The sequence below is a fragment of the Saccharopolyspora sp. SCSIO 74807 genome, from assembly GCF_037023755.1.
Taxonomy (GTDB): Bacteria; Actinomycetota; Actinomycetes; order Mycobacteriales; family Pseudonocardiaceae; genus Saccharopolyspora_C; species Saccharopolyspora_C galaxeae.
Genome location: NZ_CP146100.1, coordinates 4,335,890 through 4,360,490, shown reverse-complemented (window position 1 = coordinate 4,360,490; position 24,601 = coordinate 4,335,890). Strand labels below are relative to the sequence as shown.

The 24,601-nt window shown below is 71.5% G+C and carries 24 protein-coding genes; 8 read left to right on the top strand and 16 right to left on the bottom strand.

Annotated features, from left to right (window positions below):
* Positions 1-229 precede the first annotated feature (229 nt).
* The 3 genes from V1457_RS19960 (at position 230) to V1457_RS19950 (ending at position 2,584) form a co-directional block, all read left to right on the top strand.
* Complete coding sequence (locus V1457_RS19960) at positions 230-1,075, top strand: metallophosphoesterase (protein WP_338596061.1); 846 nt, start codon at positions 230-232, stop codon at positions 1,073-1,075.
* A complete protein-coding gene (locus V1457_RS19955; RefSeq protein WP_338596060.1) occupies positions 1,072-1,734 on the top strand; it encodes a 4'-phosphopantetheinyl transferase superfamily protein in 663 nt (220 codons plus the stop codon). Before V1457_RS19960 ends, V1457_RS19955 begins: the two co-directional genes overlap by 4 nt.
* 103 nt (positions 1,735-1,837) lie before the next feature.
* Entirely contained in the window at positions 1,838-2,584 is a 747-nt protein-coding gene (locus V1457_RS19950) for an MBL fold metallo-hydrolase (protein WP_338596059.1), read from the top strand.
* 10 nt (positions 2,585-2,594) lie between these two features.
* On the opposite strand, the gene V1457_RS19945 is transcribed toward V1457_RS19950, so the two are convergent.
* Positions 2,595-3,761 (bottom strand): MFS transporter, encoded by a 1,167-nt coding sequence (locus V1457_RS19945; protein ID WP_338596058.1) that lies wholly within the window; start codon positions 3,759-3,761, stop codon positions 2,595-2,597.
* A 159-nt stretch (positions 3,762-3,920) separates the two neighbouring features.
* Here V1457_RS19945 and V1457_RS19940 point away from each other — a divergent pair, with 159 nt between their 5' ends.
* Positions 3,921-4,787, top strand: a complete 867-nt coding sequence (locus V1457_RS19940; RefSeq protein ID WP_338596057.1) for an alpha/beta hydrolase — start codon at positions 3,921-3,923, stop codon at positions 4,785-4,787.
* A gap of 43 nt (positions 4,788-4,830) precedes the next feature.
* Here V1457_RS19940 and V1457_RS19935 read toward each other — a convergent pair whose 3' ends face one another.
* From V1457_RS19935 to wrbA, 4 genes are all read right to left on the bottom strand, one after another.
* Entirely contained in the window at positions 4,831-5,430 is a 600-nt protein-coding gene (locus V1457_RS19935) for a hypothetical protein (RefSeq protein WP_200070703.1), read from the bottom strand.
* A 210-nt stretch (positions 5,431-5,640) separates the two neighbouring features.
* Complete coding sequence (locus V1457_RS19930; protein ID WP_200070704.1) at positions 5,641-6,255, bottom strand: alpha/beta hydrolase; 615 nt, start codon at positions 6,253-6,255, stop codon at positions 5,641-5,643.
* Positions 6,252-7,217 (bottom strand): ring-cleaving dioxygenase, encoded by a 966-nt coding sequence (locus tag V1457_RS19925; protein ID WP_338596056.1) that lies wholly within the window; start codon positions 7,215-7,217, stop codon positions 6,252-6,254. The genes V1457_RS19930 and V1457_RS19925 overlap by 4 nt, the downstream gene beginning before the upstream one ends.
* 66 nt (positions 7,218-7,283) lie before the next feature.
* A complete protein-coding gene (gene wrbA, locus V1457_RS19920) occupies positions 7,284-7,898 on the bottom strand; it encodes an NAD(P)H:quinone oxidoreductase (RefSeq protein WP_200070706.1) in 615 nt (204 codons plus the stop codon).
* Positions 7,899-8,212: 314 nt separating this feature from the next.
* Between wrbA and V1457_RS19915 the strand changes: the two genes are divergently transcribed.
* A complete protein-coding gene (locus tag V1457_RS19915; protein ID WP_307850091.1) occupies positions 8,213-8,650 on the top strand; it encodes a MarR family transcriptional regulator in 438 nt (145 codons plus the stop codon).
* Positions 8,651-8,660: 10 nt separating this feature from the next.
* Here the strand turns inward: V1457_RS19915 and V1457_RS19910 are convergent, their stop codons facing one another.
* From V1457_RS19910 to V1457_RS19880, 7 genes are all read right to left on the bottom strand, one after another.
* The gene (locus V1457_RS19910; RefSeq protein ID WP_338596055.1) at positions 8,661-9,203 is read right to left on the bottom strand and encodes a 2'-5' RNA ligase family protein; all 543 of its coding nucleotides are present in this window, start codon (positions 9,201-9,203) and stop codon (positions 8,661-8,663) included.
* A gap of 108 nt (positions 9,204-9,311) precedes the next feature.
* Positions 9,312-10,334 carry an Acg family FMN-binding oxidoreductase gene (locus V1457_RS19905; protein WP_338596054.1) on the bottom strand — a complete coding sequence of 341 codons (1,023 nt, stop codon included), beginning with the start codon at positions 10,332-10,334 and terminating at the stop codon, positions 9,312-9,314.
* A gap of 186 nt (positions 10,335-10,520) precedes the next feature.
* A complete protein-coding gene (locus V1457_RS19900) occupies positions 10,521-10,703 on the bottom strand; it encodes a hypothetical protein (RefSeq protein WP_200070710.1) in 183 nt (60 codons plus the stop codon).
* An 82-nt stretch (positions 10,704-10,785) separates the two neighbouring features.
* Positions 10,786-12,558: an acetyl/propionyl/methylcrotonyl-CoA carboxylase subunit alpha gene (locus V1457_RS19895; protein ID WP_200070711.1), complete on the bottom strand. Its 1,773-nt coding sequence runs from the start codon at positions 12,556-12,558 to the stop codon at positions 10,786-10,788.
* A gap of 77 nt (positions 12,559-12,635) precedes the next feature.
* On the bottom strand, positions 12,636-12,926 hold the full coding sequence (locus V1457_RS19890) for an acyl-CoA carboxylase epsilon subunit (protein ID WP_200070712.1): 291 nt from the start codon (positions 12,924-12,926) through the stop codon (positions 12,636-12,638).
* Between the two features lie 251 nt (positions 12,927-13,177).
* The gene (locus tag V1457_RS19885; protein ID WP_200070713.1) at positions 13,178-14,815 is read right to left on the bottom strand and encodes an acyl-CoA carboxylase subunit beta; all 1,638 of its coding nucleotides are present in this window, start codon (positions 14,813-14,815) and stop codon (positions 13,178-13,180) included.
* A gap of 293 nt (positions 14,816-15,108) precedes the next feature.
* Positions 15,109-16,281, bottom strand: coding sequence for a TetR/AcrR family transcriptional regulator (locus tag V1457_RS19880; RefSeq protein ID WP_338596053.1), 1,173 nt, complete (start codon positions 16,279-16,281; stop codon positions 15,109-15,111).
* A 233-nt stretch (positions 16,282-16,514) separates the two neighbouring features.
* On the opposite strand from V1457_RS19880, the gene V1457_RS19875 reads away from it, so the two are divergent.
* From V1457_RS19875 to V1457_RS19865, 3 genes are all read left to right on the top strand, one after another.
* Positions 16,515-17,330: an enoyl-CoA hydratase-related protein gene (locus tag V1457_RS19875; protein ID WP_338596052.1), complete on the top strand. Its 816-nt coding sequence runs from the start codon at positions 16,515-16,517 to the stop codon at positions 17,328-17,330.
* A 278-nt stretch (positions 17,331-17,608) separates the two neighbouring features.
* Positions 17,609-18,859: a hypothetical protein gene (locus V1457_RS19870; RefSeq protein ID WP_338596051.1), complete on the top strand. Its 1,251-nt coding sequence runs from the start codon at positions 17,609-17,611 to the stop codon at positions 18,857-18,859.
* Between the two features lie 171 nt (positions 18,860-19,030).
* The gene (locus tag V1457_RS19865) at positions 19,031-19,918 is read left to right on the top strand and encodes an oxygenase MpaB family protein (RefSeq protein WP_200070717.1); all 888 of its coding nucleotides are present in this window, start codon (positions 19,031-19,033) and stop codon (positions 19,916-19,918) included.
* A gap of 39 nt (positions 19,919-19,957) precedes the next feature.
* Here V1457_RS19865 and egtD read toward each other — a convergent pair whose 3' ends face one another.
* The 4 genes from egtD to egtA form a co-directional block, all read right to left on the bottom strand.
* Positions 19,958-20,929: an L-histidine N(alpha)-methyltransferase gene (gene egtD / locus V1457_RS19860; RefSeq protein ID WP_338596050.1), complete on the bottom strand. Its 972-nt coding sequence runs from the start codon at positions 20,927-20,929 to the stop codon at positions 19,958-19,960.
* On the bottom strand, positions 20,926-21,678 hold the full coding sequence (gene egtC / locus V1457_RS19855) for an ergothioneine biosynthesis protein EgtC (RefSeq protein ID WP_200070719.1): 753 nt from the start codon (positions 21,676-21,678) through the stop codon (positions 20,926-20,928). Before egtC ends, egtD begins: the two co-directional genes overlap by 4 nt.
* Positions 21,679-21,684: 6 nt before the next feature.
* Entirely contained in the window at positions 21,685-23,055 is a 1,371-nt protein-coding gene (gene egtB / locus V1457_RS19850) for an ergothioneine biosynthesis protein EgtB (protein ID WP_338596049.1), read from the bottom strand.
* Between the two features lie 83 nt (positions 23,056-23,138).
* Positions 23,139-24,380, bottom strand: a complete 1,242-nt coding sequence (gene egtA / locus V1457_RS19845; RefSeq protein ID WP_200070720.1) for an ergothioneine biosynthesis glutamate--cysteine ligase EgtA — start codon at positions 24,378-24,380, stop codon at positions 23,139-23,141.
* Positions 24,381-24,601 lie beyond the last annotated feature (221 nt).

Here is a 24,601-nt window from a genome sequence, read left to right as displayed (position 1 = left end):
TTTTCAGGCGCTACAGAGCGCGGACGACACACGCGCGAAATCCACGTATCCGCGTGTGGTGAGAGTCGCCGTCCGGGCCATGTGGTGACGGTATCGACGCCCTGCCCGGCCGTAAACCCAACTCGGAGAGCCGAGATTCGATTCCCAGCCCGTGGGAGCCCGCCGCGGACTGTGAATTCCCCCAGAACCGCCCCGGGAAGCTCACCAGCACGGATACGATCGGCACATCATGAGCTCTACCCCAGGTGAACTGCTGGCCGTCAGCGATCTGCACGTCGCGATGGCCGAGAACAAGGACATCGCCCGCAACCTGCGCCCGCGCACCGAGCACGACTGGCTGATCGTCGCCGGAGATGTCGGCGAGCTCTCCGACGAGATCTCCTGGGCGCTGGAGCTGCTCGCGGAACGGTTCGCCAAGGTCATCTGGGTGCCCGGCAACCACGAGCTGTGGACGCCGAAGCAGGATTCGCTGCAACTGCGCGGCGAAGCGCGCTACCTGGAGCTGGTGCGCCGCTGCCGGGAACTCGGCGTAGTCACGCCCGAGGACGAGTTCCCGATCTGGACCGGCCGCGGCGGCCCGGTCACCGTCGCGCCGCTGTTCGTGCTCTACGACTACACGTTCCGCCCGGCGGGAACCGCCACCAAGGAAGAGGCGCTGGCCGTCGCGCACGAGTCCGGCGTGGTGTGCACCGACGAGTTCCTGCTGCACCCCGACCCCTACGAGACCCGCGACGACTGGTGCCGCGCCCGGCTGGCCTACACCGAGCAGCGGCTCGCCGAGTGCGACCCGGAACTTCCCACCGTGCTGGTGAACCACTACCCGCTGGTGCGCGAACCCACCGACGTCCTCTGGTACCCGCAGTTCGCGCAGTGGTGCGGAACCGTGCACACCGCGGATTGGCACCTGCGGCACCGGGCTTCGGTGGTGATCTACGGGCACCTGCACATTCCGCGGACCACTTGGCACGACGGGGTGCGCTTCCAGGAAGTCTCGGTCGGCTACCCGCGCGAGTGGAAGCGGCACGGCTTGCCCGCGGACTCGCTGCGGCCGGTGTTCGGCGAGGAGGCGGCGTGATCGAGCGGTTGCTGCCGGGCGAACTGGCCTGGGAGGAGACTTTCACCGACCCGCCCGAGGCGTGGCTGTTCGACGAGGAGTCACAGGTGATCGCCCGCGCGGTGGACAAGCGCCGCCGCGAGTTCACCACCGTGCGGCACTGCGCGCGCAACGCGCTGGCCAAGATCGGCGTGCCCGCTGCTCCCCTGCTGCCGGGTGAACGCGGCGCACCCGGCTGGCCCGAAGGCGTGGCGGGCAGCATGACGCACTGCCTCGGCTACCGGGCCGCGGTGGTCGGCCGCCAGGAAACCGTGCTCACGGTGGGCATCGACGCCGAACCGCACGACGCACTTCCGGACGGGGTGCTGGAGGCGGTCACGCTGCCCGCCGAGCGCGGCCGGATCACTGAACTGTCCACATCGGACTCGTCGTTGCACTGGGACCGGATCCTGTTCAGCGCCAAGGAATCCGTGTACAAGGCGTGGTTCCCCGTGGCCCGGGAATGGCTCGGTTTCGAAGACGCCGAACTCACCATCTCCCGCGACGGCGCGTTCCACGCGCAGCTGCTCAAACGCGGACCGGACGTCGAGGGCGCACCGCTGGACTCGTTCACCGGCCGCTGGCTGGCCGCCGACGGCCTCATCATCACCGCGATCACCCGCTTGCGGACGACGGGATGAGCCGTCGGGGAACCGCGCTCACGAATCGGGCGGCTGCCCGAGTCCGGTAGCGGCGATGCCGCAGCGGATCGTGCTGCGGCGTTCTCGCCGTAACATCCGGTGGGTGCGCATCACGGTTCTCGGGGGTTGCGGCGCTTGGCCCGTTCCGGACCAGGGATGCAGTGGCTACCTGGTCGAACACGGCGGTTTCCGGCTGCTGATCGATCCCGGTTACGGCACGTTCCAAGCGCTGCTGCGGACCACCGCTGCGGAGCGGGTCGACGCGGTGCTGGTCAGCCACGGTCATCCCGACCACTGCGCCGATTTGAACCCGCTGCTGCGCGCGCGTGCGCTCGGTCCGGACCCCTGCGCGCCGCTGCCCGTGCACTCGTTGCCGGGAGCATTGGGGCCGGTGCTCGCGCTGGACTCCCCGCACATGCTGGCGACGGCCTATCGCCTGGCCGAGTTCACGGCGGGACACCGGTTCGCCATCGGACCGTTCACAGTGGACGCACGATGCACGCCGCACTTCGTGCCGAACGCGGCGGTTCGGCTGGCCGCGGGCGGCAGCACGCTCGTCTACACCGGCGACAGCGGTCCGAGCCCGCAGCTCGATGCGCTCGCCGCGGGCGCCGACGTGCTGCTCGCGGAAGCGACCTTCGTCGAGCGGGTCGTGCCGGATTCCGACTCCCCGCACCTGTCCACGGCCTGGCAAGCGGGACGGTGCGCAACGCGCGCCGCGGTCGGGCGTCTCGTGCTCACCCACCTCTGGCCGGGCACCGACCGATCGGCGGCGCGCTCGGCGGCGCGGCGCGAGTACCGCGGTGCGATCGACGTCGCCGAACCGGGTTTGACCATCGAACCGGGCTGAGCGGGAGCCCTCAGCTCCGCGGACTGTCCACCGGCAACCCTCGTGCCAGCACGGCCGTGCACGCCAGGGCCGCGGCGGTGGCTCCGAGCACGCCTGCAGCGCCGACTCCGGCGGCGACGAGGCCGACCGCTCCGGGCACCACGACCTGACCGGCCCGATTCCCGGTCAGGCGCAACGACATCGCGCGCCCGCGCAGGCCCGGCGGGGTCGACTCGGCAAGCCACGACATCGTCAGCGGCTGGCCGACACCCATCCCGAGCCCGGCCAGCACGACCGCGGGCACCAGCAGCCACACGGGTACGGGTGCGGCGACGACTCCGAGTCCGGCGGTGGCGGCCACGATGCTCATCACCAGCAGGCGCCGCCGCCCGAGCAGCCGCGTGCTGGAGCCGAGGAAGAACCGCGACACCATCGAAGCGACCGCGCGCAGCCCGAGCAGCACCCCCACCAGTCCGGAAGCGATGCCGCGTTCCGCGCCGAGCGCGGGCAGGTAGACCACCGAGATGTCCACCGCCGCCAGCACCACGCAGCTCGTGGTCAACGCCGGGATCAGGCCGGGCATCCGCAGCAGCGCGCCGACTCCGCCGGAGTCGGCAGCCGCCTTCCCGCTCGACGCGGTGCGGCCGCGGATCCCCAGCGAGCAGCAGAACAACGCGAGCGCGATCGCCGTCGCACCCCAGAAGATCGGCGTGGTGTCCGGGATCGCCTGCGAACCGCCGAAGGCCACGATCAGCAGCGGGCCGGCCGCCTGCCCCAGCGAGGCGGCGAAGGTGTAGTAGCCGAAAGCCGCGTCCAGCCGGGCCGAACTCGCCGTGTTCGCGACCAGCGCCTGCTGGCCGATCACCGAGCACAGGTGCCCGGTGCCCAGCAGCACGTTGCCCGCGACCAAGCCCGCGACCGAATCGCCGAACACCAGGAATGCACCGCCCGCCGCGCACATCAGCGCCCCGCCGGCGATCATCACCCGGCGCTCCCCGATCCGGTCCACGATGTGCCCGGCGGGCAACGCCAGCACCAGCGGAACCAGCGCGAAGCTGCCCGAGAGGAAACCGAGCCAGGACGCGGGCACGTCCAGCTCCAGCGCGCGGTAGGACGTCGCGGGCCGCAGCACGAAGGTCACCAGCTGGGTGAGGGTGGCGTGCGCCAGCAGCACCCAGGTCTTCCGGTCGATGTTCACAGCGCGTTCACGCGCCGATTCCACCAGGCCCTAGTCGGCATCGCTGCGGCGATGTGCGGATGGTCACGACTCGCGGCTGCCTCGCTCCGCCGGGTGGCAGGTTTCCGCTCACAGCGAATTCGACAGCGGTCGCCGGAAGTGATCGGCAACGCTCGGCCGATGGGAAACAAGGCACCCCGAACGCTGATCGAAGTCAACGGCCGCGAGCTCTGCATCCGGCAGCGCGGCGCGGGTCCCGCCGTGGTGCTGGAAGCGGGCGGCGCGGGCAACGGCAGCGGCGCGGTCTGGGGCGAGTTCGCGGACCGCCTCGCCGCATCGGCGACCGTGCTCACCTACGACCGGGCGGGCAGCGGGCGCTCGGACGGGCCGCAGCACCGGACCGTCGCTGCCATGGCCGACGACCTCGCCGGACTGCTGCGGGCGATCGGGACGAGCACGCCGGTGGTCGTGGTCGGCTGGTCGTCCGGCGGGCTGGTGGCGCAGCTGTTCGCCGCGCGGTACCCGGAGCTGGTTTCCGGTGTGGTGCTGGCCGACCCGTCAGTGCCGCTACCCGACACGAAGCTGCCCGCCGGGGTGCGGCTGGCGATCAGCGGTGTGCAGACCCGAGTGTTCGCGATCGCCGCAAGGCTCGGGTTTTTCCGGACGGCCCGCGGCGAACGCCTCATCGAGCGGATGGCGGGACCGGAGATAAGCCCGGCCGGTCTCCGATTCGCCAAGCGCCAGTGGAACGACTGGCGGGAGCTGTGGCGATCGGCGACGGTCCTGCGCCGCCTGACCTCCTGCACGCGCGAGGCTTCGGCGGCGTTGCGGGCGAACCCGCCTGATGTCCCGATGCGGCTCGTGGTGCCGCAACGGCGCCCCGGCCTGCCGTCCGAGTACCGCGCGCAGCTGGATGCGACGCACGCCGAGCTGGTGCGGCTGTTCCCGCGCGGCGAGCTGGTCACCGCGGCCGACGCCAGCCACGCGCTGCCGCTGGACCGGCCCCAGCTGCTCGCCGGGATCGTGCTCGACGTGCTGCGAGCCTGATCAGCGCCCGTTCACCGGCCCTGCAGCTCACCCGCCCTGCAACTCACCGGCCCTGCAGCGCGTCCAGCGCGACGGCCTGGGCGATCACCAGCCTGCGGTCCAGCCGCGGATCGTCGATCTTGATGACGTAGCGGTCGCGCAGCGCGAACTTCTTCGTGACCGCGAATCCCGCGCCGTCCTCGGCGGTGAAGTCGAAGTGGTACGGGATCATGAACGGGATGTTCTCCACGAACGGGACGATCTCCCAGAGCCGCCGCAGCAGCGCGACCGCCATGCTGCGCTCCTGCCCCTTCGCGGCGACCGAACCGGGCTGCTCCAGGTCCCAGGTGGAGCGCAGCAAGGACTTCCCGAACCGTTTGCGGAACACGCCCAGCGGCGCGCCGTCGGCGTCGGTGACGTCGTAACCGGCGGCGAGGTCGACGACGTTGCGCGCCCGGAAGCTCGCCAGCGCCCGCTGCTTGTCCTGGTCCGCGTAGAACGTGACCTGCTCCTTGAAGCTGACCCGCTTCTGCTGGGCGAAGGCCACCAGGTCACCTTCGCGGCCGGAGCCGTCGTCGAGCCGGAGCTCGTAGCGGTTGACCATGAACGTCACGCGCTGCCGCATGTGCAGCGTCTCCGCCGCCTGCAGCCGGTCGAGATCCATCGCTTCCTCTTCTGTCCGGGAACCTCCATCATCGCAGACCGGACAGCCGGATGATCTCGGCGTGCCGCCGGACAAGCCGTGCGCCGGGGAATCCCGCTCGGAACCCGCCACCGGCCGCGCAGCCGGACGGGCCGCCCACCCCACCCGGCGGACGGCCCGTCCTTCCCCCTCCCCGACCGAACCGGCGAGGGCGTTTCCGCGGAGCTGCGCCTACCGCCCCGCGAGCCATTCGGCCGCGGCGTGCACACCGGGCAGCGTGATCTGGTGGCCGCCGTCGTGCCAGTGCTCGGTGACCTCCGCCGAGCGGGTGCGCAAGTCCGCGACCAGCCGGTCCGCCGACTCCAGCGGCGCCATCGGATCGATCCGCCCGTTGCCCAGGAACACCCGGGTGCCGGTCAGGTCGTGCACCGGCGGATCCGGAACCGGCTGCATCGCGGCGAACAGCACCGCCTCCTGGACCGACTCGGGCCGCAGCAGCGTCAGCGCGGCCGCGATGTTCGCGCCGTTGGAGAAGCCGACCGCGACCAGCCGGCGCCCGCCCAGTCCGTGTTCTTCGACGGCCGCGGCGAGGAAATCGGCGAGCTGGTGGGTGCGCCGCACGACGTCGTCGTGGTCGAAAACGCCCTCGGCGATCCGGCGGAACCAGCGCGCGGAACCGCCTTCGGACACCGGACCGGCCGGGGCCAGCAGCGGAGATCGCGGGCTGAGCTCCTGGGCGACGCCAAGCAGATCCTTCGGGCCACCGCCGGTGCCGTGCAGCAACAGCAGCACCGGCGCGTCCGGGTCGCCGTCGACGTGTTCGTACGTCAGCGACAGCTCGCTCAAGCCGCCACCCCCGGGTTGTTCTCGGCGGGCAGGTCGAGCTTCGGCAACGTCCGGGAGATCTGCTCGCGGTCCGGCTCCAGCCACGGCGGCAGCTTCAGTTCCCGGCCGAGCTCCAGCAGCGGTTCGTCGGCGGTGAATCCGGGCTCGTCGGTGGCGATCTCCAGCAGCGTGCCGCCGGGCTCGCGGAAGTAGATCGAGCGGAAGTACTGCCGGTCGAGGATGGAGGTCACCTGCAATCCGGCGTCGACCAGCTCCTCGCGCCAGCCGGCCTGCGCGGTCTCGTCGGGCGCGCGCCACGCCACGTGGTGCACGGTCCCGGCCGCGACCAGTCCTTCCGGTTCGTCCGGAGTGACCAGCACGTCGACGAACGCGCCCGGGCCGCCGTCACCCGCGGCGAAGCGGAACCGGTTGTCCTCCTGGGAGCTGAACGTGAGCCCAAGGTCGCCGAACATCCAGGCCGTGGCCTCCTCCTCGGTGACCGACAACGTCACCGAGTGCAGCCCGCGCACCCCGTGCTCAGCGGGCACGATCCCGTTGTCCCACGGCGCGCGCGGATCGCCCTGCGGGTGCGCGACCAGCGACAGCGCCAGTCCGTCCGGGTCGGTGAAGGTCAGCGCGTCCTCGCCGTCGCGGTTGTGCACCTCGCCGACCTCGACGCCCTGCTCGGTCAGGTGCCGGTGCCACCAGCCGATGGACTGCTCCGGCACGGAGAACGCGGTGGTGGTGGCTTGCCCGGTGCCGCGGCGGCCGCTCGGCGCGCCCTTCCACGGGAAGAACGTCAGCAACGAGCCGGGGCGGCCCGCCTCGTCGCCGTAGTAGAGGTGGTAGGTGCCCGGGTCGTCGAAGTTCACCGTGCTCTTCACCAGCCGCAGTCCCAGCGTGCGCAGGTAGAAGTCGGCGTTGCGCTGCGGATCACCGGCGATCGCGGTGACGTGGTGCAGGCCGCTCGTGGCGATGCTCATCGAAAAGCTCCGTCGTTCGGGAGGGTGGGTGCCGGTGGGGCGCGCGGCCCCACCGGCGTCCTGGGATCAGGCTGCCTGGCCGGCCTTGAGGGCCTGGGCGACCTTGACGACGCGGCGCGCCTGAACGCTGGCCGCGGTGCGGGTCTCGTCGTCGACCTTCAGCTGGCCCTGCGCGTCGACGTGGCTGGTGCCGTAGGGGTTGCCGTCGACGAACTTCGAGCCGTCGGTGTAGCCGGGGCTGACGATGATGCCGCCGAAGTGGTGGATGGTGTTGTACAGCGCCAGCAGCGTGGACTCCTGACCGCCGTGCTTGGTGGCGCTGGAGGTGAACCCGCTGTAGACCTTGTCCGCCAGCAGGCCCTGCTGCCACTCACCGCCGAGGGTGTCGATGAACTGCTTGAGCTGCGCGGCGATGTTGCCGTAGCGGGTCGGCGAACCGAAGATGACCGCGTCCGCCCACACCACGTCCTCGGCCGCGACGTCGGGCACCGAGCGGGTCGCCTCGAGGTTCGCCCGCCACGCCGGGTTCGCGTCGATCGCGGCGTCGGGGGCCAGCTCCGGCGCCTTGCGCAGGCGCACCTCGGCGCCGGCGGCTTCCGCCTCGGCCACCAGCGCGTTGGCGATCTCGGTGCCGGTGCCGGTCGACGAGTAGTAGATGACGCTGAGCTTGACGTTGCCCATGAACGGCTCCTTCGAGGCGGCCGGGCGACTGCCCGGCATTCGTGCGTTCCGGGAGCGCGCGGCTCCCTCGACCCGGGACATTACTGACCACCTCTCTTCCTCGCAAGAGATTTCATCGCGAGACGCCAGGCAGGTACACTTGCGTCCCGCTAATGGCGGTATCGAAAGGAGCTCAGGTGAGCGTTGGCAGCGCGACTGGCGCGGTGACACCCAACGGCGGCATCCACGGCGAAGACCTCCACGGCGGGGAACCGGCGACTGCCGCCGGACTCCCGGAGCCCGGTACCGACGGCCTCACCACCGACGACGACGAGATCGTCACCTGGTGGGGACTGGTGATCGAGGGATACCACCTCACCCAAGAGCGCCTGATGAGCGAGATCGCCGAGCGCTTCGGTCTCACACCAGGGCCCTTCGACATCCTGCTGCGGCTGGTGCGCTCCCCGGAGCACCGGATGCCGATGACCAAGCTGGCCAGGGAGGCCGCGCTCAGCAGCGGCGGGTTCACCAAGGTCGCCGACCGGCTCGCCGCGGCCGACCTGATCGTGCGGCAGCCCTGCGACACCGACCGGCGCGTGACCTACGCGGTGCTGACCGAGCACGGGCGGGAGATCGCCGAAGCCGCCCGCGAAGCGTGCGCGGAGATCCTGCGCCGCCGGGTGCTGGCGCCGCTGGGCGCGGACCGCTCGCACGCGCTGGCGGAGGCGATGCGCACGCTGCGCGCGGCCAACGGCGACAGCGACGGTTTCTGACCGCGCAGGATCAGCTGCCGGTGCCGCGATGCGGCCGTCCCGCCAGCGGCAGTCGCGCCCGCACCGACCATTCGCCGTCGTAGCCGGTCACCCACGCTTGTTCGAGCACCGCAGGAGGCGGCAGGTGCCCGGCGATGCCCGCCGCGATGCGCCGCGCGTCCGAAGTGGACACATCCATCGCGACGGTCAGGTGCGGGTCCACGTCGTCGCCGTGCGAGCCGCCGTAGGGAACCAGGTGCGGCCAGCGGGACCGGACCGCGTCGGTGAGCTCGCGCAGCGGTTCGAGCGGTTCGGGCCGCAGCGCGACGAAGCCGTGGTCCGGCTCCGGCAGGGCGAACTCGACGCGCGGCGCGGGCTGACCCGCGAACAGCGCACGCAGCTCGGCCAGCACTGAATCGTCCACTTCGGACAGCGGCAGGAACGGGTAGAGCACGGTGATGTGCGCGGGCACGCCCGCCCGCGCCGCTGCGGGATGCTCGGCGGCCACCTTCCGCAGCAGCGCATCCGCGCCGGGAGCAGGCAGCAGCACCGCAGTCGCACCGTGTTCGGGCATGGTCCCGTTATACCGGGACCGCCCGCGGCGCGGCCGCTCCAGTGGCCGTCGCAGCTCGCCCCGTCCGCGGCGCAGTCACCGAAGCACCGCTACGCCGGTGCTTCCGGCCTACCGCGTGGCCGCATGGGTGCGCTGATCCGCCGCGGCGGGCAGCAGCAGCTCGATCGGCTCCCGGCGCGGGGTCGGCGGCACCGGTGAGCCGTAGCCGACGCGCAGCACGGCCCGCGGTTCCAGTGTCCCGTCGAGCAGCGACCGCAGCTGCGCGCGGGTCTCACCCACCTCGACCACCTGGGACAGGTACGAGGCGGCCAGGCCCAGCGAGGTCGCGGTCAGCAGCAGCCGCTGCATCGCCTGCCCCGCCTCCAGATCCGCCTGCCTGCCCTGGCTGTAGGAACACAGCACCATGGTCAGCGGGTCGTCCTCGAAGTCCTTGCCCGGCACGCGCGGGCGGGCGTGCCCTCCGGAGAAGTCCCGCAGCACCCATTCGTCCTGGGCTTCCGGCGCCGGACCTGCCGAGGAGGCCTGCACCCCTTCCGGCGCGCCTTCGCGCAACCCCGTCCACGCCGCCATCTCGGCGCGGAACCGCTCATCGGCCATCTGCGCCTCGTGCGCGCGACGCACCAGGCCGAGCAGCTCGGCGCGCTGCGCCCGCTCCACCATGTGCACCCACGCGTGCTCGGTGGCGACCGCGCCGATCAGCGTGTTGCGGTGCACCTTCGGCACCGGGGTCGGCAAGAACGGGCGGCGGTTCGTGCGCCGGGTCGTGATCGCGCGCAGCAGCGCGGACTGCTCGGCGCCGACGTGCACCGAGCCGCCGCGGCGGATCTCGGCCAGCAGCCCGGGAATCCGGACCGACGGCTGCAAGGTCACCAGCGGCCGCACCCCGACGTGCGCGAGGGCCAGGCGGAGGTTGAACAGCGCGGCACCGCAGCCGAGGCGCAGTTCCCGGTCCTCCGGATCGGTTCCCGGCATCCGGCGATCCTGATCCGCGTGCAACTCGATGACCTCGGGCGCGATCCGGAACCGCCAGGGCTGCCGGTTGTGCAGCGACGGGGCCCGCCCCGCCAGCCGCAGCACCTGCTCGACCTGCTCGGGCGCCAGGCCCAGCGCCGCGGGGAAGGTCGCCTGCATCTGCGGTGCCTCCTTCGTGCCACGCGGTCGTGCTCGGCCGACCGGTTCACGATGCCGGGTTCCGGCTGCACCCCCACACGGGACAAAGTCCCTCGTCAGCGCCTTGAAACAGCGAGGGCGCCGTCATGGCTGCGAACAGCGGGACGGCGCCCTGGAAGAACCGGCGGTTCCGGGAGGAGGAGCGGATCAGGCCGGCTGCGGCAGCCGCCTGCCGCCCTGCACGGTGGCCTGGTAGCAGGGCCTGCACACCTCACCGGTCGAGGTCATGGTCAGTTGCGGCGCCAGCAGCCGCAGGCCGTGCTCCGGGGTCTCCTGGCAGATGCCGTGGTGGCCGGCCTGCCTGCACAAGCAGGTGCAGATCGCGTCCATGGTCTCCTCCTCGCGGGAATTCAGTTCCCCGCCGACCGGCCGTCCACAGTGGAGCGCAGGGGCGACCGGCCGGGCGGAGCGCTCAGTCCTTGATCGTGCACAGCGGCGCGCCCTGGTTCAGGGAATCGCCGGGCTGCGCGGCCAGCTCCGTGACGGTGCCGTCCTTGTGCGCGTTGACCGGGTTCTCCATCTTCATCGCCTCCAGCACGCCGATCAGCTCGCCCTTGGCGACCTGCTGGCCGTCCTCGACCGCCAGCTTGATCAGCGTGCCCTGCATCGGGGCGGTGACGGCGTCCCCGGACACCGCGGCTCCGCCACCACCACCGGTGCGCTTGCGCGGCTTCTTCTTCGCCCCGCCGGCCGCGGGGGCCGCGGCGGCGCCGAACTCGGCGGGCAGCGAGACCTGCACGCGGCGGCCGTCGACCTCGACGACGATGTTCTGCCGCGGTGCGCTTTCCTCCTCCGGCGGCGCGGAGTCGGTGAACGGCTCCAGCCGGTTGTCGAACTCGGTCTCGATCCACCGGGTGTGCACGGTGAACGACTCGGCACCGGACTCGGCCACGAACGCCGGGTCGGTCAGCACCGTGCGGTGGAACGGCAACACCGTCGCGATGCCCTCGACCTGCATCTCCGCCAGCACCCGGCGGGCCCGCGCGATGGCCTGCAACCGGTCGGAGCCGGTGACGATCACCTTCGCCAGCAGCGAGTCGAACTGCCCGCCGATCACGCTGCCGGACTCCACCCCGGCGTCCACCCGCACGCCCGGCCCTGCGGGCGGCACGAAGCTGGTCACCGTGCCCGGGGCGGGCAGGAAGTTGCGGCCCGGGTCCTCGCCGTTGATGCGGAACTCGATGGAATGGCCCACCGGAGTCGGATCCTCGGTCAGCCGCAGCCGCTCACCGGCGGCGATGCGGAACTGCTCGTTGACCAGGTCCAGCCCGGTGGTCTCCTCCGAGACCGGGTGCTCGACCTGCAGCCGGGTGTTGACCTCCAGGAACGAGATCGTGCCGTCCTCGCCGACCAGGAACTCCACGGTGCCCGCGCCGTGGTAACCGGCCTGCGCGCAGATCCCGCGCGCGGCGGTGTGGATCTGCTCGCGCTGCGCGTCGGTGAGGAACGGCGCCGGGGCCTCCTCGACGAGCTTCTGGTGCCGCCGCTGCAACGAGCAGTCCCGGGTGCCGACCACGACGACGTTGCCGTGCTGGTCGGCCAGCACCTGGGCCTCCACGTGCCGCGGCCGGTCCAGGTAGCGCTCCACGAAGCACTCACCGCGGCCGAACGCCGAGACCGCTTCGCGGACCGCGGAGTCGAACAGCTCCGGGATCTCCTCCAGCGTGCGGGCCACCTTCAGCCCGCGGCCACCACCGCCGAACGCGGCCTTGATCGCCACCGGCAGCCCGTGCTCCTTGGCGAAGGCCACCACCTCGTCGGCGTCGGCGACCGGGTCCTTGGTGCCCGGCACCAGCGGCGCACCGGCCTGCAGCGCGATCCGCCGGGCGGTGACCTTGTCGCCGAGGTCGCGGATGGCCTGCGGGTTCGGCCCGATCCACACCAGGCCCGCGTCCTGCACGGCCTGGGCGAATTCCGCGTTCTCGGACAGGAATCCGTAGCCGGGGTGCACCGCGTCCGCGCCGGCGCGGTTCGCCGCCGAGATCACCTTCTCGAAGTCCAGGTAGCTGTCCGCGGCGGTCTGCCCGCCGAGGGCGAACGCCTCGTCGGCCAGTCGCACGAACACCGCGTCCGCGTCCGGTTCGGCGTACACGGCCACCGACGCGATGCCGGCATCGCGGCACGCGCGCACCACGCGCACCGCGATCTCACCGCGGTTGGCGACCAGAACCTTCTTCAACCCCATGGTGTGCACACCATCCCTGTCCGCAATGCTCGTCTTAGGCAGAGTTCTCGTTCTTGAAGATCTTTATGTCCGCGCGCTCAGCGCGGGCGGAGCGAATAGCGCCACGCGCCCGGCCCGGGTCGCGGGGCGGTCTGCGCCGGACCACGGCGCACCTGGTCGGATTTGTCGGCCCAGAACGACACCGGCTGCTGCGGTTCCGCCGCGCCGCTCGCGCCGCCGAGCGCGGTCAGCGTCGCGGTCAACGCGGCGAGTTCGGTGTCGGTCGGATGCCCGTGCAGGACGCGCAACACCGGCCGGTCGCCCGCACCGGTGCCGTCGTCCTCGCCCTGCACGACGCTGAGCTGCGGGCCCTGCCCTGGGCTGCTCATGGCTGCGGCTCCTTACGGATCATTTCAGTACGATTTTTGGTCTTCGTTTTGTCAGCGGCGTAGCCGCTGAGCGGCGACCATGTACGCAGCCGGACCACCGGCGGGTTCTCAGCGGCTTCCTCGCGAGGACAGCGATTTCGCCGCGTAGGGAGCTACGTCAGAAATCGATCCCACAGCGAGGAAGCCGCTGAGGTTCCGCTACCGGCACCGCTACGCAAATCATTCCGAAAGGACTCCTCGAGGTCGGTTGCTCACAGCGGGATGTTGCCGTGCTTCTTGGCGGGCAGGGACTCCCGCTTGTCGGCCAGCATCCGCAGCGACCGGGCCAGGTGGCCGCGGGTGTGCGACGGCGGGATGACCGAGTCGACGTAGCCGCGTTCGGCAGCGACGTAGGGGTTGCAGAGGGTGTCCTCGTACTCCTGCTGCAGCTGCGCCCGCAGCGCCTCGACGTCCTCGCCCTTCTCCTCGGCCTCGGCGAGCTGGCGCCGGTAGAGGATGTTCGCCGCGCCCTGGGCGCCCATCACCGCGATCTGCGCGGTCGGCCACGCCACGTTGATGTCCGCGCCGAGGTGCTTGGAGCCCATCACGTCGTAGGCGCCGCCGTAGGCCTTGCGCATGATCACGGTGACCAGCGGGACGGTCGCTTCCGCGTAGGCGTAGAGCAGTTTCGCGCCGCGCCGGATGATGCCGTTCCACTCCTGCCCGGTGCCCGGCAGGAACCCCGGCACGTCCACGAACGTCACGACCGGGATGTTGAAGGCGTCGCAGGTGCGCACGAACCGGGCGGCCTTCTCGCTGGCGTCGATGTCCAAGGTGCCGGCCAGCTGGGTCGGCTGGTTGGCGACCACGCCGACGCTGCGGCCCTCGACCCGGCCGAAGCCGACCACGATGTTCGGTGCGAACAGCGCCGAGACCTCCAGGAAGTCCCCGTCGTCGAGCACTCGGGAGAGCACTTCGTGCACGTCGTAGGGCTGGTTCGGCGAGTCCGGGACGAGCGTGTCCAGTTCCCGGTCCGCCTCGGTGACGCCCTCCGCGATCGAACCGGCCTCCGCCTCGGCGTCGAACACCGGCGGTTCGGCGAGGTTGTTCGCGGGCAGGTAGGACAGCAGTTCCTTGACGTAGTCGATGCCGTCCTGCTCGTCGGAGGCCAGGTAGTGCGCGTTGCCGGAGGTCGAGTTGTGCGTGCGCGCCCCGCCCAGCTCCTCGAAGCTGACCTCCTCACCGGTGACGGTCTTGATCACGTCCGGGCCGGTGATGAACATGTGCGAGGTCTGGTCGACCATCACGGTGAAGTCGGTGATCGCCGGGGAGTACACCGCGCCGCCCGCGCACGGGCCCACCACCAGCGAGATCTGCGGCACCACGCCGGAAGCGTGCGTGTTGCGCTTGAAGATCTCCGCGTACAGGCCCAGCGCGGCCACGCCTTCCTGGATGCGGGCGCCGCCGGAGTCGTTGATGCCGACCAGCGGGCAGCCGGTCTTGAGCGCCAGGTCCATCACCTTGACGATCTTCTCGCCGAAGACCTCGCCGAGCGATCCGCCGAAGACCGTGAAGTCCTGCGAGAAAACGCAGATCTTGCGCCCGTCGACGGTGCCGTAGCCGGTGACCACGCCGTCGCCGTAGGGCCGGTTCTCGTCCATGCCGAAGTTCGTCGAGCGGTGCCGCGCGTGCTCGTCGATCTCCACGAACGAACCCGGGTCCAGCAGCAGGTCGACGCGCTCACGGGCGGTGAGCTTGCCCTTGGCGTGCTGGCGCTCGATGGCGCGTTCCGAGCCCGCGTGCACCGCCTCGTGGTTGCGCCGGTACAGATCCGCCAGCCGGCCGGCGGTGGTGTGGATGTCCGGCTCCTCGGCCGGCGGCACGCCCACCGGTTCCGTCGCGCTGCTCATCGCTGATGCGACCCTGCCATTCCTTCGTCCTGGGCAGGCCCTGCCGCCGTGGGCAAGTCCTGCGCAACTTGCGCCGTCGTGGCCATTCGCCGCGGAACCTCTCCCCTGACGGGTGCGCGGTCGCGCCGCTGCCTGCGACGCGGTACCTGCGGGTCCCGATCGGGGAGGTTAGTGCGGCCGAATCTTCGGAGTCAACCGACAAGTGAGTACGGCATACCCTCGAAGCAGTACCAAAAGACCTCGAAAACAGGGGTGGCGCCCGCGAAAAGTGAACGCCCCCTAGCAGAGCGCGCTCAAGTTCCGGTAGTGAGCATCAGGGCGGCCCCGACCTGCCGGACCGCCTCCGGAGTGCGCACCGTCCCGGTGCGCGCCATGTCGTTGGCCAGCGTCAGCGTGGCCTGCACGAGGACGCGGGCGGTGGCCGCGTCCAGCTCAGGGCGGATCTCGCGCAGCAGCGAGACCCATTCCGAGACGTATTCGCGCTGGGTCTGCCTGGCGCGGTGCCGCTCGTGATCGGGCAAGTGGCCCACCTCCCCCACCAGCAGCTCGATGAAGCCGCCGTGATCGAGCGCGAAGGTGATGTAGGACCACAGCAGCGCCCGCAGCGCCTCCTGCGGGTCCGGTTCGCGCACCAGGGTGCGGCCCAGGTCGATCTCCAGCCACGCCGAGCCGCGAGTGATCACCGCGGCCAGCAGCTCCTGCTTGCTGGCGAAGTGGTTGTACACGCTGGGCCCGGAGATGCCGACTTCCGCGCCGATCTCCTCGGTGGTCACCGCGTCGTAGCCGCGTTCGGCGAACAGCCGCGTCGCAGCCGAGAGAAGCTGGCGCCGCCGGGACGCTCCGCCGCGTTGCAGCAGCAGCGTGTCCGCGTCCGGGACGCCGCGGCGGCGCCCGGACACCAGCGGCGGCAGTCCGGTGATGGTGCGCACCACGTCCCGCAGCAGCACCTCGAACTGGCCGCGCGGCAACTCGGTGCTGTGGTACGAGGGGCTGGTCAGCGCGCTGAACAGGCACCAGCCGCGGAAGCGCGCGTCCTCCTCGGACAGATCGGGCCTGCTCGCCCGGGCCAGCTCCGCCAGCCCGCCCGCCACGACGCGCAGCTGGTCCTTGAGCTCGGCCCGTTCGCCCTCCGGCAGGTGCCGCGCCTCGCGCTGCCACAGCACGCCGAGTTCGCGGTGGTCCAGCGCGGTCGCGGCCAGTTCCCGCACCACCGCGTCCAGGTCGTCGGAACGCGCGCTCAGCACCCGCTCGAACGGGTGCAGGTGATCGAGCACCACCCGCCGCAGCAGCCGCTGCTTGCCCGCGAAGTGCCGGTACAGCGCGGACGGCCCGACGCCGACGGCCTCGGCGATGTCGCTGACGCTGACCCTGGTGTAGCCGCGCTCGTGGAACAGCCGGGAGGCCGCTGCGGTGATCAGCTCCCGGCGATTGCGCGGCCGGGTCCCACCGGTCCTCGTCTCCGCCACTGGCACGACCTCCCGGCTCGCCCGCCGCCGCGCCCGCCCTCACCGCGGGACGCCCGTCCGCATGGCGGCGCATCGCCGAACAGGATAGGCCGCCGGGCCCGCCGCCAGCGGCGGCGCGCGTGCGTCCCGAGTCACATCCGCCCTGGCAGGCGACGTCGGCGGGCGGTGCATCACGCATCGGCGGCCGGACTCGTTGTCCGCTCGGAAATCGACCAGTGGGGAGCGAGTCGCTGATGTCTTCCTCCGCCGAAGGCGGCACCGGAATCCGGGTGCGCACCGAACGCGGCGTCCGAACCATCCACTTCGGACGCCCGGAGCGGCGCAACGCCATGGACGGCGTGATGTTCGCGGCCTACTACGCCGCGCTGGCCGACGCCGACGCGGACCCGGAAGTCCGGGCCATCGTGGTCACCGGCGACGGCGACTGGTTCTGCAGCGGCGCGGACGCCTCGACGCTGAACCTGCTCGCCGCGGGCGACAGCGCCGACGTGGTCGAAGCGCTCGGCTTCCCGCCGCACCACCCGATGACGTTGCGCAAACCGCTGATCGCCGCGCTCAACGGCGGCGCGGCCGGTCTCGGGCTGGCGCAGGCGCTGTTCGCCGACGTGCGGTTCATGGCCGACGGTGCGCGGCTGTCGACCGCGTTCAGCAAGCTCGGGCTGATCGGCGAGTACGGCACGGCGTGGCTGCTGCCGCGGCTGATCGGGGTGGCCAACGCGATGGACCTGCTGCTGTCCGCGCGCAAGGTCGACGCGGCCGAAGCGCGGGAACTCGGCGTGGTGCAGTTCGTGCGGCCGAAGGAGGAAGTGCTCGCGGCCGCCCAGGACTACGCGCGCGAACTCGCGCAGAACTGCTCGCCCCGCTCGATGGCGGTGATCAAGCGGCAGGTCTGGCGCGGGGTGGACACCGACGGCCCGGAGGCGGTCGCCGAGTCGGTGCGGCTGATGGTCGAGTCGCTCTCGGCCACCGACTTCCAGACCGCGGTGCAGACGCTCGGGCAGCGCACCCCCGTGGAATTCCCGCCGCTGCCGCCGGAAGGCGAGCCGTGAGCGGGCGGCTCACCCCGGCGTGATCCGGCGCGCGTCCCGCCATCGAGTCCGGCGCGTCCCGCCAACGACACCGTTGCGCGGCGAGCTCCTGCCGAGGCGACCGACCGCCGCGGAACGTTCCCACCGGGTCGCCCCTGCGAGCCGACCGGCTCCGGCCAGCGACCATTCGGGTGAATCCCCGGCGAAACGGGTACGCGGAGCGTCCCCTGGGCAAGCATGTTTCTGGATCACACATGCTGACCAGGGGGAGGAACATGAAAATCCGCAGGAAAGGCCTGGTGCGCAGTCCCCGCCGGACGACCGGCTCGCGGATACGGGGCCACGCGGCGCTCGCGGCGATGGGGCTGCTGCCCGCACTGCTCTGCGCACCCGCCACTGCGGTGGCGGCCGAGAACGCCGGACCGCAGGTCGACAAGGGCTTCGAGCTTCGCACGCCGAACCGGGAGTACCTGGACATCGCGAACGAGATCCGGGACCAGCACACCAGGGTCGGGGTTCAGACCCTGCTGAAGGACGCCAACCGGACCGCCGGAACGGAAGGCGACAAGGGTTGCAACGCACCGGAAGGCGCCGCGCACACCTTCTGCTTCCAGCCCCGGGTCGACGGGCAGGGCGACGACCAGAACACCGAGGCCTGGTACCCGCAGGGCGTCACGACCGTCTCCGACGCGGTCGCCGACGAGCAGTGGGGCGCGCGGAAGCCGGTCGTGACCAGCTGGTACAGCAAGGGGGACCAAGGCGTCCGGCTGTCGTTCCTCGACCCGGCGACGAAGAAGTACCGGCACGTCCTGCTGATGATCCCCGACCGCGACGACCAGAACGACCCGACGTTGCGGCCGCTCACCAGCGGCGGGAAGAGCATCCACGCCGGCGGCATCGCGTGGTACGGCAAGAACCTCTACGTGGCCGACACCAACGGCGGTATCCGGGTGTTCAACACCGACTACATCCTCGATCTCGCCGGCAACGGCGACCCCGCGGCCGGGGACTACCGGTACGTGATGCTCCAGGTGGGCGCCTACGTCAAGGTGCAGGAGCCGGAGGGCGAGTGCGGCACCGGACCGACCCGCTTCTCCTACATCGGCCTGGACCGCAGCACCAAGCCGGACCGGTTGATCACCGGTGAGTACTGCGGCGGCGGCAAGGATGCCCCGAACGGCCGGGTCATGACCTGGAACCTGGACAACGGCAGGATCGCACCCGTTTCCGGCGATTCGGAACGGTTCCGGCCGCAGGAGGCGCACACGCTGCCGACCGGGTACGTCCAGGGCGCTTCGGTGCACGACGGGAAGTGGTACTTCACGCATCGGGGCGAAGGCACCGGGGGCTACGACAAGGACGCCTACTACCTTTCGCGCGCCACCGAGAAGGACGGCGAGCTCGTGCTCGACGCGAAGGACGCGGTCGGAACGCCGGACGGACGGGGCCCATCCGAGGACCTGTCCTACTACAACAGCAGCGACCACCTCTGGACGCTGACGGAGAAGCCGGGAAGCCGGGCGATCTACAGCCTGCAACCGCCGAGCTGATCCCACCAGCAGCGGCGCCGGCGCCTCCCCCGGACTCGGGCGGAAGCGCCGGTTCCGGCCGCTCGCACAAGACGAAACAGCCGGAGTCGCGGCCGTCGTCACATCCCGGACGAGCGCGTCGTTGTTCCGGCCGGAAGGCTCGGACCCGACCGTGCCGCGAGGAGGCTCCCGATGCCGCGGACTTGGTTGCACCGCATCGCCGCGCTCGATCCGGCGACCGACGACCAGGAGATCTACCGGATCTCGATCGGGCACGAGTTCCCGTTCGACTACCAGCGCGCGCTGGAGTTCGCGCTGTTCCGCACCTACTGCGTGCCGAGCATCTCGGCGCTGCTGGCCGCCACCGGCGAGTTCGAGAAGCGCCCGCAGCAGCGCTACGACGACACCGCGCTGCTGATGGCCGAACTCGCCGAGCACGGCTACGACTCGGAACGCGGCAAGCAGGCGCTGCGGGTGATCAACCGGGCGCACGGCCGCTACGTGATCAGCAACGACGACATGCTCTACGTGCTGTCGACGTTCGTCTACGACCCGATCGACTGGATCGAGCAGTTCGGCTGGCGGCCGCTGCACGCCAACGAGCGCGCGGCCGCGTTCCACTACTTCCAAGCCGTCGGCAACCGGATGGGGATCAAGGACATCCCGGAGACCTTCGAGGAATTCCGCCGGTTCAAGCTGGATTTCGAGGCCGAGCACTTCCGCTACACCGACACCAACCACGCCATCGGCCGCTACACGCTGGAGCTGTTCTGCTCCTGGTTCCCGAAACCGCTGCGGCCGGTGGTGTCGCTGGGCGTGCGCAGCCTGCTGGACGAGCGGATGCTGACCGCGTTCGGCTTCCGCGCCGCCCCGGCATGGGTGGGAGCGGTTTCCCGCGGCGCGTTGCGCGCGCGCTCGGCGGTGGTGCGGCGGTTGCCCGAGCGCAAGGTCTCGAAGGCCGCGCAAGACCCGGGCAACCGCAGCTACCCGAACTACCCGAACGGCTACACCCCGCAAGACCTGGGCGCCCCGGCTCCGGTCGGCATCGACCCGAGCTGGCTGCGCCGCAAGACCAGCTGAACCCGCGGCGGGGCCGGGAACCCGGCCCCGCCGCCCGGCTCAGCTCGCAGTGGCCAGCGTCAAGGCGAAATCGCCCGCTTCGTCGGTCCACCAGCGGCTGAGCTCGAAACCGGCGGCGGCCAGCTCGCCCGCCACCCGCGCGCGCCGGAACTTCGCCGAGATCTCGGTGCGGATGTCCTCGCCCGCGGCGAATTCCACGGTCAGGTCGAGCCCGGTGATGTGCACCCGCATCGGGCGGGTGGCGCGCAGCCGGATCTCGATCCACTCCTGCTCGGCGTTCCACTGCGCGACGTGCTCGAACGCCGCCGGGTCGAACTCGGCGCCGAGTTCGCGGTTGAGCACCCGCAGCACGTTGCGGTTGAACTCGGCGGTCACGCCCTGGGCGTCGTCGTAGGCGCGCACCAGCCTTCCGGAGTCCTTGACCAGGTCGGTGCCCAGCAGCAGCCACTCCCCCGGCCGCAGCGCGGATCGCACCGCGGAGAGGAACTCCGCGCGCTCGGCGGGCAGCAGGTTGCCGATGGTGCCGCCGAGGAACGCCACCATCCGGCCGCGACCCGGTGGGACCGAAGCCAGCTCGGTGGTGAAGTCGCCGACGATGCCGCGCACCGCCAGGTCCGGGTAGTCCCGCGCGATGGCGTCGATCGCCGCGCGCAGCGCGGACTCCGAGACGTCCAGCGGCACGAACTCCTGCAACGTGCCGGTCTTGCGCAGTGCCTCCAGCAGCAGCCGGGTCTTCTCCGAGGAACCCGACCCCAGCTCCACCAGCGTTCCCGCGCCCGCCGCCTCGGCGATCTCGACCGCGTGCCGGGCGAGGATGTCGTGCTCGGCACGGGTTTGGTAGTACTCCGGCAGTTCGGTGATCCGCTCGAACAGCTCGCTGCCCGCGGCGTCGTAGAACCACTTCGGCCGCAGCCACTTCGGCTCGTCGGTCAGTCCTTCGCGGACGTCGGCGCGCAGTTCCCGCGCCGCGTCGGCCTCGGTGAAGTGCACGGTCAGCTCGGGTTGGCTCACGGGTGTTCCCCCTCCGGAAGTGGTGTGACGCGCACGGTGCTGGAATCGGCCACCACGAGGTGGCGATCCGGCACCGGCTCCCATTCGCGGTCGTCGCCGAACGGTTCGGACGAGACCGTCACCGAGTCCTCGGTGCGGCGCAGTGCGAGCGCATGACTCCAAGTCGTGGCGTACACGGTGGAGCCGTCGGTCAGCAGCAGGTTCAGCCGGGAGTCCGGGCGCACGGCTGCGACCTGGTCGATCACCTCGCACACCGCCAGCGCCGGGTCCTGCCCGGCGTGCAGGCGTTGCCGCAGCAGCGCCCACAGCACCGCGGAGTCCGTGGGCGCCTCCAAGGTCATCAGGTCGATCACGTCGAGTTCCGCGGCGGCCTTGGCCAGCGAGTCCGGCCAGCCGGCGACCACTCCGTTGTGGCTGAACAGCCAGGTGCCGTCGGTGAACGGGGCGCAGGCGGTCTCGATCACCGGCATTCCCACCGTGGCCGAGCGCACCGCCGCGAGCACCGCGCTCGCCCGCTGCCTGCGCGCCAGCCCCGCGAACGCGGTGTCCGTCCACATCGGAACGGCGCTGCGGAACCGCTCCGGTGCACCCTGCTCGTACCAGCCGGCGCCGAAGCCGTCGACGTTCACGGTGCCGCCGCCGCGCATGTCGCGCGGCGACCAGGTCTGCTCCAGCAGCGAATGCCGCGGGCGCAGCAACAACTCCTCCAGCGTCACCGCCGGACCCAGGTAGGCCAGATGACGGCACATCCCGGGTCAGCCGAACTCGCCCGCGCGCGGCGTGCGCGCGCAGCGGAATCCGGTGAAGATCTGCCGCCGGATCGGGAAGTCCCAGTTGCGGAACGTCCCGCGGCAGGCGGCCTCGTCGGTGCCGAACGAGCCGCCGCGCAGCACCTTGTAGTCCGGGCCGAAGAACACCTCGGAGTACTCCCGGTACGGGAAGGCGTTGAAACCCGGGTACGGCAGGAAGTCCGTCGCCGTCCACTCCCACACGTCGCCGATCAGCTGCCGCGCGCCGCAAGGCGCTTCGCCGCGCGGATACGCCCCGGCGGGTGCGGGCCGCAGGTGCCGCTGGTTGAGGTTGGCGTGCTCCGGCGACGGGTCCTCATCGCCCCACGGGTAGCGCAGCGAGCGGCCGCTGCGCGGGTCGTACCGGGCCGCCTTCTCCCACTCCTGCTCGGTCGGCAGCCGTTTGCCCGCCCAGCGCGCGTACGCCTCGGCTTCGTGGAAGCTGACGTGCATGACCGGCTCGTCACCCGGCACCGGTTCGACGTGCCCGAAGCGGCGGCGCATCCAGCGATCGCCGTCGCGCCGCCAGAACCGCGGCGCGGACAGCTCGGCGCGCTGCCGGAAGGCCCAGCCGTCCTCGCTCCACCAGCGCGGCTGCTCGTACCCGCCGGCTTCGATGAACCGCATGAACGCGGCGTTGGTGACCGGTGTGCTGTCGATGGCGAAGTCGTCCACGTGCACCCGGTGCGCGGGCCGCTCGTTGTCCAGCGCCCACGGCTCGGTGGAGGTGCCCATCACGAACGGTCCGCCGGGCACGAAGACCTCCGGCGCCAGACCGTCCACTTCGGACGCCGACGGCGGCTGCACGTCGGTGAGCACCGGGGCGCCCTTGCGCAGCTGATGAGTCGCCAGCATCGTCTCGTCGTGCTGCTGCTCGTGCTGCACGATCATGCCGAAGGCGAACGCCCGGTCCACCAGCCTGCGGCCCTCCAGCGGCGTGCTGTCGAGCAGGTCCAGCACCTTGTCCCGCACGGTTCCCACGTAGGAGCGCGCTTCGGACGGGCCGAGCAGCGGCAGCTGCGGGCGGTCCGAACGCGGGTGCTGGAACGCGTCGTAGAGGTCGTCGATGTCCGGGCGGACCGCCTCGCGCCCGCCGACGTCGCGCACCAGCCAGATCTCCTCCTGACTGCCGATGTGCGCGAGGTCCCACACCAGCGGCGACATCAGCGGCGAGTGCTGCTGGACGAGGTCGTCGTCGTCCACGCTGTCGGTGAGCACGGCGCTGCGCTCACGGGTGCGGACGAGGTCTTCGGCCGCGCGGGAACGCAGTCGCTCGATACCCAGCTCGGCCAGGTTTCCCCTGCTCGCAGGGCGTTCGGTCGGCGGCTCGGTGCTCACCGGATCACCTCCAGGGTTTCGCGGGAACGCGCCAAGGCCCTTCTGTTCGCTGCCCCGGCGCGCGGGATTCCAAACGCGCGGGTTCAGCTCGAAGCGCCGACCGCGGCCAGGCGGCCTGCCACGGTCTCGGCGAGGCGTCCTGCCAGCTGCGGGTGCGTCCCGTCGAGCCGGCGGGCGGCCAGCGCCAGCACGTCCGCGGCGGTGCGGGCCAGCACCGGATCCTGCAGCCCGCAACGGGCGGCGTCGACCCACCGGCCCGCGGCGGGAGCGGCCAGCTCCACCACCTCGTCCACCGTGGACTCGTCGGCGAACAGCGCGAACAGCGCGGCGGCGGGCAGCATCCAGCCGTCCCCGCCCTGCGTGTCCAGGTAGCGCACCTCGAAGTACCCGCGCGGGCGCACCGGCGGGAAGATCGTGGTCAGGTGGTAGTCCAGGTCGTCCGTCGTCGGCGGGCTGGGCAGCGCCCCGCCGATCCACTCGGCGAAGGTCACCCCGCCCGGCACCCGCCAGTCCTCCCCGTCGCGGCGCAGGCACAGCAGCGCGGTGTCGAGCACCCGCCGCGCCCAATCCGCGGCCGGATCGGCGGTGGCCGGACCGGGCCGCATCCGCGGCGCGTCGGTGCGCAGCAGCGACCGGGTCCGCGCCGAGGCCCACCCGGTCGGCTCGCCGAACAGCCGGGGCGAGTTCGCGAAGGCCGCGATGAACACCGGGCCGAGCGCGTGCAACGCGGCCCAGCGCGCCGCCACCCGGTGCGGCTCGCCGGCGTCCACGCACACCTGCACGCCCGCGGTGCTGCACATCATCAGCCGCCCGCCGATCCCGATGCGGTCGAACGCGCACTCCATCGCCGCGTAGCGCGGCACGTTCAGCAGCCGGTGCGGAGTGCGCCAAGGATCGGTGCCCTGTTCCCCCAGAACCAGGTCGGCGCCGGCGAGCCTGCGGCGGACGTGCTCCGCGTCGGCGGCGACGGTGTCGAACAGGGAATGCATCGAATGCGCGGGAAGGCTGGAGACCTCGACCTGGCCACCGGGTTCGACGGTGAGCGCGGAACCGTTCGGCAACGGGCGCTGCGGGGAGTCCGGGACCAGGGAGTTGGGAGCGTGCGGGCCGAGTGCGCGGATCAGCGCGTCGGCGTCGAGTGGCCTGCGCGGATCGTCGGCGTGGTGGACGGTCCATTCGAGCTCGACGCCGAGCAGTCGCGGAGGCCCGTGCTTGAAGCACACCGACGCGACGTAGGCCTCGGCGTCGGCCCGTGTCCGGATGCGGGAGTTGGGAACCTCGGCGGACGGATGAGCGCCGGTCTGCGGGTCGATCGACACGGTCATGCAGGTCACCACCTGTAGTGGGTCGGCCACCGACGCTACCGGCGCCCATGTCCGGCCGCACCCGTCCGCTGCCGAGCGGGTTCCGGCCAGCGCGGCGATCGGCCACGAGGGGCGTTCGCGCGGTGTCGTGCGGACGTGCGATGTCCGTGCGCGATACTTCCGCACCGGGGTGCGGCTTGCCAACAATACGTACGTACTGATTGCATTCCGCACCACCGAGC

Coding starts and splice junctions, on each gene's coding strand:
- V1457_RS19960 (WP_338596061.1), top strand. CDS start 230: ATGAGCTCTACCCCAGGTGAACTGCTGGCCGTCAGCGATCTGCACGTC.
- V1457_RS19940 (WP_338596057.1), top strand. CDS start 3,921: ATGGGAAACAAGGCACCCCGAACGCTGATCGAAGTCAACGGCCGCGAG.
- V1457_RS19935 (WP_200070703.1), bottom strand. CDS start 5,430: ATGGATCTCGACCGGCTGCAGGCGGCGGAGACGCTGCACATGCGGCAG.
- V1457_RS19925 (WP_338596056.1), bottom strand. CDS start 7,217: ATGAGCATCGCCACGAGCGGCCTGCACCACGTCACCGCGATCGCCGGT.
- wrbA (WP_200070706.1), bottom strand. CDS start 7,898: ATGGGCAACGTCAAGCTCAGCGTCATCTACTACTCGTCGACCGGCACC.
- V1457_RS19910 (WP_338596055.1), bottom strand. CDS start 9,203: ATGCCCGAACACGGTGCGACTGCGGTGCTGCTGCCTGCTCCCGGCGCG.
- V1457_RS19905 (WP_338596054.1), bottom strand. CDS start 10,334: ATGCAGGCGACCTTCCCCGCGGCGCTGGGCCTGGCGCCCGAGCAGGTC.
- V1457_RS19900 (WP_200070710.1), bottom strand. CDS start 10,703: ATGGACGCGATCTGCACCTGCTTGTGCAGGCAGGCCGGCCACCACGGC.
- V1457_RS19895 (WP_200070711.1), bottom strand. CDS start 12,558: ATGGGGTTGAAGAAGGTTCTGGTCGCCAACCGCGGTGAGATCGCGGTG.
- V1457_RS19890 (WP_200070712.1), bottom strand. CDS start 12,926: ATGAGCAGCCCAGGGCAGGGCCCGCAGCTCAGCGTCGTGCAGGGCGAG.
- V1457_RS19885 (WP_200070713.1), bottom strand. CDS start 14,815: ATGAGCAGCGCGACGGAACCGGTGGGCGTGCCGCCGGCCGAGGAGCCG.
- V1457_RS19875 (WP_338596052.1), top strand. CDS start 16,515: ATGTCTTCCTCCGCCGAAGGCGGCACCGGAATCCGGGTGCGCACCGAA.
- V1457_RS19865 (WP_200070717.1), top strand. CDS start 19,031: ATGCCGCGGACTTGGTTGCACCGCATCGCCGCGCTCGATCCGGCGACC.
- egtC (WP_200070719.1), bottom strand. CDS start 21,678: ATGTGCCGTCATCTGGCCTACCTGGGTCCGGCGGTGACGCTGGAGGAG.
- egtA (WP_200070720.1), bottom strand. CDS start 24,380: ATGACCGTGTCGATCGACCCGCAGACCGGCGCTCATCCGTCCGCCGAG.